General features: G+C 33.0%; 13 protein-coding genes and 1 pseudogene. 4 read left to right on the top strand and 10 right to left on the bottom strand.

All coding sequences use genetic code 11. From position 1 onward, the window contains the following. From AMD28_RS11945 to uvrC, 9 genes and pseudogenes are all read right to left on the bottom strand, one after another. Nucleotides 1-446 (bottom strand): IS110 family transposase (locus tag AMD28_RS11945; RefSeq protein WP_152975591.1); only part of this gene is annotated, 446 nt, incomplete at its 3' end. A gap of 216 nt (nucleotides 447-662) precedes the next feature. Continuing rightward, a pseudogene (gene pgi, locus AMD28_RS11940) lies at nucleotides 663-1,211 on the bottom strand (glucose-6-phosphate isomerase); the annotation flags it as partial. A 4-nt stretch (nucleotides 1,212-1,215) separates the two neighbouring features. Further along, the gene (locus AMD28_RS11935; protein ID WP_055444326.1) at nucleotides 1,216-2,547 is read right to left on the bottom strand and encodes a M23 family metallopeptidase; all 1,332 of its coding nucleotides are present in this window, start codon (nucleotides 2,545-2,547) and stop codon (nucleotides 1,216-1,218) included. Then, nucleotides 2,505-3,422, bottom strand: a complete 918-nt coding sequence (locus AMD28_RS11930) for a tryptophan 2,3-dioxygenase family protein (protein ID WP_055444382.1) — start codon at nucleotides 3,420-3,422, stop codon at nucleotides 2,505-2,507. Before AMD28_RS11930 ends, AMD28_RS11935 begins: the two co-directional genes overlap by 43 nt. Nucleotides 3,423-3,428: 6 nt before the next feature. Then, the gene (locus AMD28_RS11925) at nucleotides 3,429-4,211 is read right to left on the bottom strand and encodes a DUF3108 domain-containing protein (protein WP_055444325.1); all 783 of its coding nucleotides are present in this window, start codon (nucleotides 4,209-4,211) and stop codon (nucleotides 3,429-3,431) included. A 147-nt stretch (nucleotides 4,212-4,358) separates the two neighbouring features. Then, on the bottom strand, nucleotides 4,359-5,519 hold the full coding sequence (hppD, locus tag AMD28_RS11920; protein ID WP_055444324.1) for a 4-hydroxyphenylpyruvate dioxygenase: 1,161 nt from the start codon (nucleotides 5,517-5,519) through the stop codon (nucleotides 4,359-4,361). Nucleotides 5,520-5,648: 129 nt separating this feature from the next. Continuing rightward, complete coding sequence (locus AMD28_RS11915; protein WP_055444323.1) at nucleotides 5,649-6,809, bottom strand: homogentisate 1,2-dioxygenase; 1,161 nt, start codon at nucleotides 6,807-6,809, stop codon at nucleotides 5,649-5,651. A gap of 216 nt (nucleotides 6,810-7,025) precedes the next feature. Next, the gene (locus AMD28_RS11910; protein WP_055444322.1) at nucleotides 7,026-9,257 is read right to left on the bottom strand and encodes a patatin-like phospholipase family protein; all 2,232 of its coding nucleotides are present in this window, start codon (nucleotides 9,255-9,257) and stop codon (nucleotides 7,026-7,028) included. Further along, on the bottom strand, nucleotides 9,254-11,047 hold the full coding sequence (uvrC, locus tag AMD28_RS11905; RefSeq protein WP_055444321.1) for an excinuclease ABC subunit UvrC: 1,794 nt from the start codon (nucleotides 11,045-11,047) through the stop codon (nucleotides 9,254-9,256). The genes AMD28_RS11910 and uvrC overlap by 4 nt, the downstream gene beginning before the upstream one ends. Nucleotides 11,048-11,179: 132 nt before the next feature. Here uvrC and AMD28_RS11900 point away from each other — a divergent pair, with 132 nt between their 5' ends. The 4 genes from AMD28_RS11900 to AMD28_RS11885 are packed head-to-tail and all read left to right on the top strand — an operon-like array spanning nucleotide 11,180 to nucleotide 14,013. After that, nucleotides 11,180-11,605: an ATP-dependent zinc protease family protein gene (locus AMD28_RS11900; protein WP_055444320.1), complete on the top strand. Its 426-nt coding sequence runs from the start codon at nucleotides 11,180-11,182 to the stop codon at nucleotides 11,603-11,605. Further along, nucleotides 11,602-12,474 (top strand): 30S ribosomal protein S6--L-glutamate ligase, encoded by an 873-nt coding sequence (rimK, locus tag AMD28_RS11895; RefSeq protein ID WP_055444319.1) that lies wholly within the window; start codon nucleotides 11,602-11,604, stop codon nucleotides 12,472-12,474. Before AMD28_RS11900 ends, rimK begins: the two co-directional genes overlap by 4 nt. A 7-nt stretch (nucleotides 12,475-12,481) precedes the next feature. Beyond that, nucleotides 12,482-13,450, top strand: coding sequence for a succinylglutamate desuccinylase/aspartoacylase family protein (locus AMD28_RS11890; protein WP_055444318.1), 969 nt, complete (start codon nucleotides 12,482-12,484; stop codon nucleotides 13,448-13,450). Then, nucleotides 13,447-14,013, top strand: coding sequence for a 5-formyltetrahydrofolate cyclo-ligase (locus AMD28_RS11885; RefSeq protein ID WP_055444317.1), 567 nt, complete (start codon nucleotides 13,447-13,449; stop codon nucleotides 14,011-14,013). Before AMD28_RS11890 ends, AMD28_RS11885 begins: the two co-directional genes overlap by 4 nt. On the opposite strand, the gene AMD28_RS11880 is transcribed toward AMD28_RS11885, so the two are convergent. Beyond that, nucleotides 14,010-14,831, bottom strand: coding sequence for a M23 family metallopeptidase (locus AMD28_RS11880; protein ID WP_055444316.1), 822 nt, complete (start codon nucleotides 14,829-14,831; stop codon nucleotides 14,010-14,012). The genes AMD28_RS11885 and AMD28_RS11880 overlap by 4 nt on opposite strands. Nucleotides 14,832-14,899: the final 68 nt, after the last annotated feature.

The following is a 14,899-nucleotide window of genomic DNA, read 5'->3' as shown; positions in this document are numbered from 1 at the left end:
GTTTCTTCACCATGAAGTTTATTCTTCGATGCCGTTCGGTATTTTATGTAACTATCCAGCAATCTAAAGAGTTGCAAGCACTCGCTCTGAACTTCATTTAAAGCTGTGTAAAGAGGAACATCATTCATTTGTCCATATTCACAAATGGCTTTAGAATCACTCTTATCGGTCTTTCCTTTGGCTATTTTCATCTGGATAAATCGCTCTACCGATAAAGGTTTTACAACAGACACACATACTCCAGATTTATATAAAAACTGTGCCAACCTGTAATGATAATAACCTGTAGCCTCCATAACCACCAAAACACTTTCTGGTAAGCCTTTTATGAATTTCACAAAGCCTTTCTCATCATTTTTAAATTGGTCATGTCCTGTCTCTGAACCATAAACATCAAAGACATCTTTGCTAATGTCTAATCCAAAAATTTCACTATATTTATTCATAAGAATTGAATTTTGGAAAGAACGAGCTACTGATGTTTCAACAACTTGAAATCGAGATCTAAAGTCTCACAGAACTGAACGAAATATTAGTAGAAAAAGAGAGAGGATTATCAATGTTGTCGAAGTCTAATGCTTCACCGTGTATACTAATCTTATTTCTCTCTTTTGTTCTTTCTGATTTATATATCTTAATTTAATGTTTTATTTAAAATGTAAACTTAAGAAGTGTGTAGTTAAATGATTTTTGTAAAACTGAAGTGCATCTACAACCATTGCTGGACCAAGGTCTGAACCACCAATACCAATATTTACAACATCTGTAAATGCTTTGTTGGTATATCCCTTTTTATTTCCAGAAATAATAGTTTCCGAAAAATCTTTTATTTTTTGTTTTACCGAAAATATTTCCGGCATCACATTCACACCTTCCACTTTAATATTTGCATCTTTAGGTGCTCTTAAAGCAGTATGTAAAACTTCTCTTTTTTCAGTTTCGTTAATTACTTCACCAGAAAAATAAGCCTGCATAGCTTCTTTTAACTGTACTTCATCTGCCAATTTTAATAACAGCTCAAAAGTTTCTTCTGTGATTCTATTTTTCGAAAAGTCAACGTAAAAATCTTCCCAAGAAATGGTGAATTTGTCTGCTCTTTTTTCATCTTGAGCAAATAAATTTTTCATTTCAACATCTTGCACTTTTTTAAAGTGTTTTTCAAGATTTTTCCAAGCTGTAGTAGTGGTTGGGTTAATTTTTGGTAATGCCATAAGGTTAGTTGTTAACTTGCGTGATTACATTTGTATTATCAAATACCTCTTCAAATTTTTCTTCTATTTCTGGTATTTTATACTGAATATTATCCAGTTGTATTTTTAGAGGTTTAATAAATTCTAGATATTTTATTTTTAAGCTATCTGAAATCGGCTCTGCTTCTGGAAGTTTTTGTTTGAAAGGATCTACTTCTTTTCCGTTTTTCCAGAAACGATAACATACATGAGGACCACCTGTATTTCCGGTCATACCAATCCAACCAATAACATCTCCTTGTTTTACAAACTGTCCTTTTTTAACCTTTTGCGCTTTCATATGAAGGTATTGCGTTGTATAAGTGGCGTTATGTCTAATTTTTACAAATTTCCCATTACCACCACGTCTTGTAGACTCTATAACGGTTCCGTTTGCCGTTGCAAGAATTGGCGTACCAATAGCTGCTGCAAAATCGGTTCCTCTATGCGGACGCAATCTATTACCGTAATAAGCAATTCGACGTTTTAAATTATAACGGGATGAAATTCGGCTAAACTGTACCGGTGCTTGCAAGAATGCACGACGCAAATTCTTAGCTTCTTCATTAAAATAATCGGAAATTCCTTTTAGGCTATCGGTTTCAAATTCAAAAGCATAAAAAGGTTCGTTATTATGCTCAAAAAATGCCGCTTTAACATCTGCAACTCCAGCATAAATAGTATCATCAATATACTTATCGGTATAAATCACTTTAAAATTATCTCCTTTTTGAAGACGTCTAAAATCGATAGTCCAAGGATAAATTTCATCTGCTAGTTTATAAGCTAAACGTACACTTACACCTTGATCACTTAAGGCTTCAGAAATATTAGAAGAAATTACTCCTGCAACTTCCTTTTGCACATATTTTATAGGTTTTCTACTAGTATATGCATGAATAGAATCTTGGAAGTTTATAACTACGTATTCTTCTTTATTTGGTTGGTAGATAAAGCAGTTTGGCTTTTGAAGCGAATCTCCTTTGGTACATAGTAGCGTATATGGTTTACCTACTTGCAGTTTTCGGATATCGAAAGTATCTTTTGTTTTTTCTGCTATTTGAAAGATATGCGAAAAGCTGATGCTATTTCTCTGTAATATTTCTCCAAAACTATCTCCTTTTTGAATGGTATCTCTTTTAACAATGTAGTCATCTAGATTGAATCCAAATTCTAAAGTTTCTTCTGGTTCTTCTACTATTGCTATTTCTTCAGATATGTTTTCTTTTGGGTCTTGTTTACAGCTATAAAATAAAGAAATTGCTGCAAAAGCAATTATACATCTGTTCCCCAATCTTTTAATTCTTGCTCGCTCCATAGTTCCGGAAAAAATATTCTTCTTTGGTATTTAGGATGCATATACTTAACCCATTCGCTACCTCCTGTTGCTTCCGCTGTTTTACCACCAATATTTAGGTAGTGATTTGCGGTATTATAATGAGCCATAACCCATTTAATATTCACAGTATGGTCATAATGACGCATTGCATCTATTAATTGTTTATCGTCTTTAACACTTTGCGGTAATGCTTTAAATTTTGTGTAAAGATTATGTGTGTTATAAAATTTTGTAAATCTAATAAATTCGTCTTTATATCTATCTTCAAAAACTGTTAATAAATAGCTTTTCTTGCCTGTTTTGTAGTCTTTTCCTGCTGCTTGCCAATATAAATGATCAAAAGCATGTTCATAAGGCGTATTTCTATCAATAGTATCTCTAAATCGGTTATCGATTAAATTAATAAGTTCTGTAGAAGCGAATTCAATTTTTCTGTATTGCGCACTTTGAAACCCACTTGCAGGTGTTAGGGTGTTTCTAAATTTATTGTACTGTTCGACATCCATTCCATCTTTCATGATTACAAACGAAGAAGTAAGCATATCGAAATAACGACTTACACGCATTAGTTTGTCTGTAAAAAAAACAGCATCAAGATCTTCTTTATTTGCTACTTGATCAATCTCCCAAAGTATCATTTTAAATAACAGCTCGTTAATTTGATGATACATGATAAACACCATTTCATCTGGTAAAACAGAACGTTGGGTTTGCAGATCTAATAATGCGTCTGTTTGTATATAATCCCAATAATTTATAGGTTTACTATACAACAGCCCTTGTAAATGCACCTCTAAGTCTTGGCCTATATTATCGAATTTTTCTTTGAGTTGGTTGGTTATGTCTTTTTCCATCAAATATTAGTTATCTGCAATAATTTTAAAAGGGTATTTCAAGCCTTTAAAAGCGTCTAAATCTGCACGAAGCGAACCTACTGCTAAATCTGCCTGAATACGTAAAGGTACTTTATTTTTGTCTTTTGAAACCCAAAGGGTTAAACTTTCTTCTTCTTTAAAAACACGTCCCGCTAATACATACGGTCTAAATTTTAGTGTTTTTACTTTCCCGAATTCTGTGTCTAAAATTTCTTCTCCCAGATACTTTATTTTAAAACCATAGTTTTCTTCGTCAAAAAACATATCTGTTTTAATTTCGTCTCCTGGTTTTAGCGTCGCAATTTCTATTTTATTTCTTAAATAGTAATACATAGAAACCATGTCTTGCACATTAGGCTTCGTATCTACGACCATTTTTTTCTTTTTCTTTTTATCGTTTATGTGCGCTTTTCGATTCTCTTGGTCAAATTCGATTTCTATATCTTTTTTATGCCCTCCTTCATCTATGTTTCTAATAAACCTATAAGGCAATAACGTTGTTTTATCAAAGTAGCTTTCATATTTATCTTTTACTTTAAAAAACCACTTAATCGCTCCTGTAGTCCAACCTTTACCAACAACATGATACACTGGTTTGCCATCGATCTCGTCGTCTTTTACGGTTAATGTTGCATTTCCGGCCTTTAAGAAACCACTGTAGCTCATTTCAAAACGAAACCATTCTCCATCTTGAAAAGCGCTATCTTCTTGTGCTTTAGCGGTGTTCATAGTAACTATTGCTAGTAATATTATTAATAATCCTTTCATATTTATATTCGTTGTAAATGTAACTTACTATCTTACATTATATTGTTATGCTTTGATAATTACAATTACTATTCCAAAAGTAAAAAACAAAAAAACTCTAACAATGAAAATGTTAGAGTTTTTATATTACTACACGTTACATCTTTATTATAAGGTTCCTCTTTTTGCCTGTTCTCTTTCAATAGATTCAAAAAGTGCCTTAAAGTTTCCTGCTCCAAAACCTTTTGCTCCCATTCTTTGAATAATCTCAAAAAACAAGGTTGGTCTATCTTCTACTGGTTTTGTGAAAATTTGTAGTAAATAGCCTTCTTCATCTGCATCAATCATGATACCTAAACCTTTTAGTTTTTCGATATCTTCTCTTAATTCGTGACTAAACTCTTCTAGTCTTCCTGGTACAGATCGGTAATATTCGTCAGGTGGTGTAGACAGAAATTCTACGCCATTCGCTCTTAATTGCGAAACGGTTTTAATAATATCGTCTGTGGCAACAGCAATATGTTGTACTCCTGCACCTTCGTAAAAATCTAAATATTCCTCAATTTGCGAGCGTTTTTTACCTTCTGCTGGTTCATTAATTGGAAATTTAATTCTACCGTTTCCGTTAGACATTACTTTACTCATTAATGCCGAATATTCGGTGTGGATTTGTTTATCGTCAAAGGATAAGAAATTTTCAAATCCCATAACATCTTCATACCATTTCACCCAAACATCCATTTGGTTCCAACCTACATTTCCAACCATGTGGTCAATATATTTTAGTCCGGCAGCTGGTGGATTGTAATCGGATTCCCATTTCTCGAAACCTGGTAAAAATGCACCATTGTAATTTTTACGCTCCACAAACATGTGTACCGTTTCTCCATAGGTGTAAATTCCTGCACGAACTACTTCTCCGTGTTCGTCTGTTTCTACGGTTGGTTCCATATACGATTTTGCACCTCTAGACATGGTTTCTTCATAGGCACTTCTTGCATCTTCTACCCAAAGTGCAACTATTTTCACACCATCTCCATGTTTTACAATATGATCGTTTATTGGTGATTTACTATTTAAAGGTGTGGTTAGCATCAACTTGATTTTATCTTGTGTTAACACATAGCTTACAGCATCTTTAGATCCTGTTTCTAAACCTTTGTATGCATGTGATTGAAAACCGAATGCTGTTTTATAAAAGTGTGCAGCTTGTTTTGCATTACCAACGTAAAACTCTACATAGTCTGTTCCTAGAAGTGGAAGGAAATCTTGTGCGCCTTCAAATATTTTTTCTAAACCGTAGTTTACTGATTTTATTTCTTTTGCCATCTTTTGATGATTTTATTGTTTGTTTAAGCTATTGGTTTGCAACATGCCTAGCCCTGATTGAGGCTTTGTTGGAGCTCCTTGCAAAGAGCGACTGCCGAAAGCAGGAAATAGCTTCTAATAATTTTTATTTTAATGATCTAACCAAGATTTTAGATACGCTTCGTCTGCAATTTTCATTGCCTCTTCGGTAACCATTAACGGTTTAAAAGTATCTACCATCACTGCGAGTTCATCGGTTTTTGTTTTACCAATACTACGTTCTGTAGCTCCTGGGTGCGGACCATGAGGGATTCCTGCGGGATGCAAACTAATGTGTCCTGCATCGATATCATTACGGCTCATAAAATCGCCATCTACATAATATAAAACCTCATCACTATCTATATTACTATGGTTGTAAGGTGCCGGAATAGAGTCTGGATGGTAGTCATACAATCTTGGTACAAAACTACAAACTACAAAGGCGTCACTCTCAAAGGTTTGATGCACTGGAGGTGGTTGATGGATACGTCCGGTAATGGGTTCAAAATCGTGAATAGAAAATGCATACGGATAATTATACCCGTCATAACCTACCACATCAAAAGGATGTGTTGCGTAGACCATTTCGAAAATATCGTCTTGTTTTTTCACTTTAATAATGAAATCTCCTTTTTCATTATTGGTTTCTAATTCTTGTGGCTGACGAATATCGCGCTCACAAAACGGAGAATGCTCTAGTAATTGTCCGAACCAATTTCTATACCTTTTTGGCGTATAGATTGGTCTTCTAGATTCTACGATAAACAATCTATTATCTTCTGTATCGAAGTCTATCTTATAGATAACTCCTCTTGGTACTAAAAGGTAATCTCCATATTTAAAGTCTAGATTACCAAGATGCGTACGCAGTTTCCCTGTTCCTTTATGGATAAATATAAGCTCGTCTGCATCTGTATTTTTATAAAAATAATCTTGTGTAGCTTGTTTTGGAGCTGCAAGAATTATAGTACAATCGCTATTGGTAAGCACTGCTTTTCGGCTTTCTAAATAATCGATTTCTGGTTTTACTTGAAACCCTCTAAAACGATAGGATTGTATATGATTTGCTTTTGCTATTTTTGGCGCAACGCTGTATTGCTTTCTTATTTCTTTTACTTGTGTTGGTCTTTGCTCGTGGTATGAGTTTGTAGACATACCATCAAAACCTATGGTGCCAAATAATTGTTCGGCATAAAGGGTGCCATCTGGCTTTCTAAATTGCGTGTGTCTTTTTGGTGGAATTTTTCCTAGTTTATGATAAAACGGCATACTTTTTAAATTTAAAGTTATTACATACTTCTTTTAAAACGAAATAAAATAATGCGTTATCACTCTGGATTTCTTTTCTGAAGAAATTTTAAAAAAATTAATATGTCTTGCCAAAATGGTTTCATACGTATTGTTTTTCTATAGTCACATGGTACATCTGGTTTTAGTTATGGATGGTTCATGCTTTACAAATATCGTGAAAATTTATGAGACTTTTTAAAACCAGAAACCTACGTTAAAAAACCACATTCCATCTTTCGTTTCTGGTGACCAAGAGTATTTGGCTTCAATAGGACCTAAAAAAGTATCTAAGGAATAGCCTACTGCATAACCGGAATAATCTGGTGCTGTAAACCAATCGCCAGAATCGAAAAGGTTATCTCCTATATTAGCGTAGTTTGCTGCAAAGTTGATATGGTTCTTTTTAAAAATTTCGTAGTCAAGACTAATTGTCCCTTTTACAAAACTGTTTCCTACTAATGATAAAAAATCATAGCCATAAAACGATTTGTAATTATTAATAAAGTCATTTCCGTAACCTCCAATTACAAAATCTAAAGATCTGTCTGTATTTTCACCAATTTTAAAACCGCCTTCTGTTGCAATATTTGCTGTGATTTTCTTACTAAAACTCTTTGCGTAACCAATAGTTGCTTTCCCTATAGAAAATTCTGAAAAATCATTATTATAGTCTGAGGAATATAAATACAAGTGAAAATCTCCATCAAAATATACTCCTTCATTTGGGAAATACTTATTATCAAAGGTATCTAGTTTTAAGTTTCCGAAAAGGCTAAAATAGCTACTATTATCAAAAACCGTTTCCTCTTTATTTGCATTAGTAAGAATGGTTTCTGTTTTTATTTTTAAGTGTTTATGCTCTGCACCTAAGGTCAATGAAAAATCTTTTCTAAATAAGGTTTGCAAATAAAATTGATTGGTTAAATCCACAAGCTTCACTTCTAGTTTATTCACATTAACAGCTAGTAATTGCTCTGGTGTTAAAATAGTTTGCGCTTGTATGTTTTGTTTAAACTGATTGTATCTAGAATGCACACCAATGCTCCAATAAAAACCTTTATCTACATAATAATCAAAGTTATATCTAATATTATCACCAACAATAAAATCTAAGGAAGCGACATCACTATTAAAAAATATTTTTTTTTGTGTTACGTTAATTAAAACGGCACTTTTATATAAATCGTCATAATGAAGACCTAGTTTTAGTAATGTATTTAACTTACTTTCTTTTAGGTTAACATCCATCATATACCCTTTTTCTAATTTAGAAGGAGTTAACTTATAGCTCACATTTTCAAAATTATTAGTTGCTGCAAGATTATTTACACCTTCTTGAAAAGTATTATAACTTATTTTTTGGTTTGGTTGAAATTTTAATTTACCAAGCACATAAGCTCTTGAGTATTTATCTAACCCATTAACGTTTATATCTTTAATTTTTAGACTATCTATAGGTTCTATTTTAAAAGGTTTTGGTTTCTTTTTTATTTGATTAGCTACAATATCTTGAAGCGCTTCTAAGTGCTTGTTTGTTTCTGATACACCGTTATCAATAATAGTTCTTCCTTCACCAAAAGACACGACATTAAAGTTTGTTATATCTGGTTTAATATAAATATCTGTCTTTTTAGACTTGATTTTCATATCATTTATGGTTCTGTAATTATTTATTTGAAGTAATATTTTGGTCGCAGATTGCAGTTGTTCTCTAGTCTCTAAATCGTCTTGCACATCTACTCCTATAATAACATCTACCCCTTTTGCTTTTAACTCATCTATTGGATAATTATTTACAACACCACCATCTATCAATACTTTATCGTCTATTCTTACGGGTTGAAACAAGGAAGGAAAAGCACCACTAGCTAGAATAGATTGTGGCAAGCTACCAGATTCTAAATACACTGCTTCTCCGTTTTCAATATTGGTAGCCACACAAAAAAACGGAATTGGCAATTTACTAAAATCATCTATCTCACTGACATGCAAGGTTAACTTGGTTAGCAAACTTAAGGTGTTCTGCCCTCTAGATAGGGCTCTTGGTAATTTTACTTTAAATTTTTTAAACGGAAGGGTTACTGCGTATTTTTCAGAATTATCACGTTCATAAAACGTCTTTGCTTTACGTGGTAAGTTGTCACTAATAATATCATCAAAATTTACCCCTTTAAAAATAGAATCAATTTCTTTACCCGAATAACCGGACGCATATAAAGAACCAATAATTGCTCCCATACTGGTACCTGCAACATAATCTACTCGAATCCCTAAACTATCAATAACCTTAAGTGTACCAATATGCGCAAGTCCTTTTGCACCACCACCACTCAAGACCAAACCTACTTTTAGGTCTTTTTGTTCTGGCTCTTGCGAAAAACTAAAAAGACTAATAAAAAGCAATATTACCGTTAGTATTTTATTCATTTAGTATGATAATAATTATATATTTTTTCTGCTCTGGATACGCCAACAACAGCTTCTAATTCGTCTAATTTTGCATTCGCAATTCGTTTTACAGACTTGAATGTTTTTAACAATTCTACTATGGTTTTATCTCCAATTCCTGGAATACCTTCCAATTCTGTATTTAACGCTGTTTTACTTCGTTTATTTCTATGATGTTCAATACCAAAGCGATGGGCTTCATTACGTAATTGCTGTATAATTTTAAGCGTTTCGCTTTTTTTATCTAAATATAGTGGAATTGGATCATCTGGGTAAAATAATTCTTCCAAACGCTTCGCAATTCCGATAATCGCAATTGTTCCTCTTAAATTTAATGCATCTAAACTTTTTAATGCGGAAGAGAGTTGTCCTTTTCCTCCATCAATAATAATAAGTTGTGGCAAAGGTTCCTTTTCATCTAATAAACGTTTGTACCTTCTATAGACCACTTCTTCCATAGAAGCAAAATCATCTGGACCTACTACGGTTTTTATATTAAAATGTCTGTACTCTTTTTTGCTTGGTTTTCCGTTTTTAAAAACCACACAAGCTGCTACAGGATGCGTACCTTGAATGTTTGAATTATCAAAACACTCGATATGTCTTGGCTCTTCACCTAAACGTAAATCGGCTTTCATTTGTGCCATAATACGTTTTACATGTCTATCTGGGTCTGTAATTTTTATTTGCTTAAAACGATCCATTCTAAAATACTTCGCATTTCGAATAGAAAGATCTAAAATATGCTTTTTATCCCCTAATTGTGGCACCGTGATTTTAAGGTTCTCACCAACATTTACCTCAAAAGGTACATAAAGTTCTTTGGAGTTCGAGTTGAAACGTTGTCTTATTTCAGTTATTGCTAGTTCTAAAAGCTGTAGATCAGTTTCGTCTAGTTTTTTCTTAATTTCTAAAGTATGCGAACGTATTATAGAACCATAAGAAATTTGCAAGAAGTTCACATACCCAAAACTTTCATCGCTAACAATACTAAAGACATCAACATTGCTAATTTTAGGATTTATAATCGTAGATTTTGCTTGATAGTTTTCTAGCACTTCTACTTTTTCCTTTATTTGCTGTGCTTCTTCAAAATGCATTTCTTCAGCAAACTGCTTCATTTGCTGTTTAAATTGCGAAAGCGAATCTTTAAAATTTCCTTTTAAAATTTCTCGAATTGCTACAATATTTTCTTCATAAGCTTGTGCTGTTTGAAAACCTTCGCAACCACCTTTACAGTTTCCTAAGTGATACTCTAAACACACTTTATATTTTCCTGTTGCAATTTTTTCTGGTGACAAGTCGTATTTACAGGTACGTATCTGGTATAAGCCTTTTATTAAATCTAAAAGCGTATACACGGTTTTCATACTGGTGTAAGGTCCAAAATACTCACTACCGTCTTTAAAAACTCTTCTGGTAGAAAATACTCTAGGGAATCGTTCTTTTTTTATGCAAATCCAAGGATAGGTTTTATCATCCTTAAGTAGTACATTATAGCGTGGCTTGTTTTTCTTAATCAGATTGTTTTCTAACAGTAAGGCATCTGTTTCTGTGGCTACTACAATATGTTTTATGCTTGCAATTTTCTTAACAAGTACTCGGGTTTTACCATTTTCATGTGTTTTGGTAAAGTAAGAGCTTACTCTTTTTTTTAAATTCTTAGCTTTACCTACATAAATAAGCGTGCCTTCCTCATCAAAGTATTGATATACTCCTGGAGCATTTGGTAAGGTTTTTAGTTGTATTTTTAAAGCAGGTTCGCTCATCTTGTAAATGTACTTATTTTAATTTTTTCTACAGAAAAAACACCATGCTTTTAACGGATAAATTTTTAATAAAAAAAAGATGATTTTGCTAACACATAATTATTACATTGCGCCACTTTTTTAAAATAAAAAATGACTAAAAAAACAATAGGAAGAGTAGATAAAGTAGACTTCCCAAAGCTTGATTTATATAACATAGATGTAAAAATAGACACAGGAGCCTATACCTCTGCCATACACTGTTCGCAAATTGTTGTAGATGGTGAAAATTTAAAATGCACCTTTTACAGTAAAGGACATCCTAACTTTAGCGGTAAGGAAGTAATTTTTGAAAATTTCACTAAAACAGATGTCAAGAGTAGCAATGGTTTTAGGGAAAATAGATTTAAAGTGAAATCAGAAGTCATTTTCTTTGGGAAAACGTACAAGATTAACTTAACTTTAAGCACAAGAGAGGAAATGAAGTTTCCTGTACTTATAGGTAGACAATTTTTAAAAAATAAATTTTTGGTTGATGTAGACCAAGAAAACATATCACACAATTTAAAAACATTATGAACATAGTTATTTTATCGCGTAACGCAAATTTATATTCTACAAACAGATTAGTTGAAGAAGGCGAAAAACGCGGTCACCAAGTAGAGGTTATAGACCCTTTAAAGTGTGATATTATTATTGAACAACACAAACCATCCATCTACTACAAAGACAGATACCTGGATTATGTAGACGCTATAATTCCAAGAATTGGAGCATCTATAACTTTTTATGGCTGCGCAGTAGTTAGACAATTTGAAGAAATGGGTGTTTTTACTATTGTAACTAGTGATGCTATTCAACGTTCTAGAGACAAATTACGTAGCTTACAACGTTTAAGTAAAGCAGGAATTGGTATGCCAAAAACTGTTTTCACTAATTATTCTAGAGATGTTGAAGAAGTTATAGAACATGTTGGTGGCGTTCCTGTAATTATTAAATTATTAGAAGGAACACAAGGACTTGGAGTTGTTTTAGCCGAAACCAAAAATGCAGCAGAATCGGTATTAGAAGCTTTTAACGGACTAGAAGCTAGAGTGATTGTTCAAGAATTTATTGGCGAAGCAAAAGGTGCCGATTTACGTGCTTTAATTGTAGATGGTCAAGTAGTTGGCGCAATGAAAAGACAAGGTAAAGAAGGTGAGTTTCGTTCTAATTTACATAGAGGAGGAAGCGCAAATGTGATTAAACTTAGCGAACCAGAATTAAAATTAGCGCTTAATGCTTCTCGTGCTTTAAAACTTCCTGTTTGTGGTGTAGACATGCTACAATCTAGTAGAGGGCCACTTATTTTAGAAGTGAATTCTACCCCAGGATTAGAAGGTATTGAAGGTGCAACCGGAAAAAATATTGCCAAAAATATTATCTCGTATATTGAGAAAAACAGATAGTTAATTTATGACAGACCATAAAGAAGCAATTACCATTCTTGGGGAAACCATAGCGCTTGGGGAAAGTAAAGAAATCTCTTTTGATGTTGCTAAACTTCATACGTTTAACTCTGTAGAAGTTCCTGTAATTATTGAACGTGCAAAAAAACCTGGTCCTACAGTTTTATTAACTGCAGGAATTCATGGTGATGAAGTAAATGGTGTTGAAATTATACGCCAAATCATTGCTAAAGGAATTAATAAACCCAAAAAAGGAACCATTATTTGTATTCCGGTGATCAACGTTTTTGGGTTTATAAATCTTTCTAGAGATTTTCCAGACGGAAGAGATTTAAATAGAGTTTTTCCAGGTTCGTTAAAAGGTTCTTTAGCAAGCAGAGTTGCATACAAACTGATACATGAAATTGTACAGGAAGTCGATTTTGTTATGGATTTCCACACAGGAGGTTCTGGTCGTTTTAATGCACCACAAATTCGAATTATTAAAGGAAGCGAAACGCTCGATAATTTAGCGGAAAGTTTTGGTGCTCCTTTTGTTGTTTATTCTAAAAACCTCAACAAATCTTTTAGACATACCTGTAGTAAACTAGGAAAACCGATGCTTCTTTTTGAAGGTGGAAAATCCTATCATATAGACGATAATGTTGCCAATCATGGTGTAAATGGTATTAAACGCGTGATGTATAGCTTAGGCATGCTTTCTTCCAAATTTAAAGTTTCTAAACCTAAAACAAACTGTGTTTTTATCAACGAAAGCAAATGGATTAGAGCAAAATATTCTGGTATGTTTAAAGCATCCATACCAATAAACAGTATGGTTAAAAAAGGAGATGTACTTGGTAATATTACAGATCCTTATGGCAAGTTTAACCATTTTGTAAAAGCAAGTAATACGGGCTATATCATTAATGTCAACGAATTACCAATTGTATACCAAGGGGATGCCCTGTTTCATATTTCAACCGAATTATTATGACAAAAGCAGAGTTACGAATAGCATACCGATTGCAACGCAGAGAATTAACTGCACAACAATTAGACGATTATAGTTTAGAAATCGCTAATCAACTCTTGCAATTAGATATTTGGAACTTTTCTTTTTACCACATTTTTTTAAGTATTGAAGAACAACACGAAGTAAATACCGATTATATTTTAAACATTCTATCTGGAAAAGATAAAAACATCGTGCTTTCTCAAAGCAATTTTAAAACAGGATTACTGAAGAATTTTTTACTGACAGATAACACCATCATTAAAAAGAACAAATATAACATCCCAGAACCTGTACATGGCATTCCTATTCCTTCGGAAAGCATTGAAGTGGTATTTATACCTCTTTTAGCTTTTGATGACAGCGGAAACAGAGTAGGCTACGGCAAAGGGTTTTACGATACCTTTTTAGCTTCTTGTAAACCTGGAACTATTAAAATCGGACTTTCCTTTTTTGAGGCAGAAGCAAGAGTAATTTCTGATATTTTTGAAGGAGATATCGCTTTAGATTATTGTGTGACACCAAAAGAGGTGTATCGATTTTAGTTATAATCTTTAGTATACTTTTCTTTTTCCACTAAATAGCCAGGTTGTAAACCACCTGCTAATTCAAACTTGGTTTTTACATATTCACGTGTTCCTCCAAGTCTTTGCAAAAAAACCGAGAAATGTAAGTGCGGACCAGTAGACCAGCCAACATTACCACTTTCTGCAATAATCTGTCCTCTCTTTACTTGCTCTCCAACCCTAACTTTTGCTCCTTGTCTTTTAATATGTACGTACTCTGCAATGGTGCCATCTTCATGAAAGATATAAATTAAGTTATTGAATTTTTCGCAATCTTCTGTTCCACAATGTCTATTAAATTTATCTACCACTTTAATAACGACACCTTTTCTTGCGGCCACTATTTTAGTTCCAATTGGCATGGTAAAATCTAATTGCTTTTTGTTTTGATGAGAAAAGCTTCCGTTATAGCCTTGATACAAACAATAACTCTCTCCTTTTAGATACGGCAAACTATATGCAAACTCGGTATCATATTTCTTTTGAAAATGATTTCCGTAGTTATACCATGTAGAACCACTTACTTTATACTTCTTGTTTTTATCTATTTTAGTTAAGGTAGTTAGTTCTATTTGCTTTGCATTGGCAGGAAGCACGAATATTTTCTCTACACCTGTGGAAGAATGCAAATTTTCTAATTGCAGTTTTATTTTAATAGAAACGACACAGTTTTCATTATTGTCGGCATAAAATACGGTTTTGTCTTTAGCGTTTTCATAGTACGTTTTTACATGTAACTGCGAAAAACTACTATTAAAACTAAAGAATAAAAGAAAACTTAAAACATATATTTTCATAAAAGTATTGCATTACACAATACAATATATAGAAAATATTCTATTAATTATAAACAATTGTAGAAAAT

It is taken from the genome of Lacinutrix himadriensis (assembly GCF_001418105.1).
Lineage (GTDB): Bacteria > Bacteroidota > Bacteroidia > Flavobacteriales > Flavobacteriaceae > Oceanihabitans > Oceanihabitans himadriense.
The sequence above is the reverse complement of the archived record's forward strand: the minus strand, read 5'-3'. Positions and strand labels throughout refer to the sequence as shown.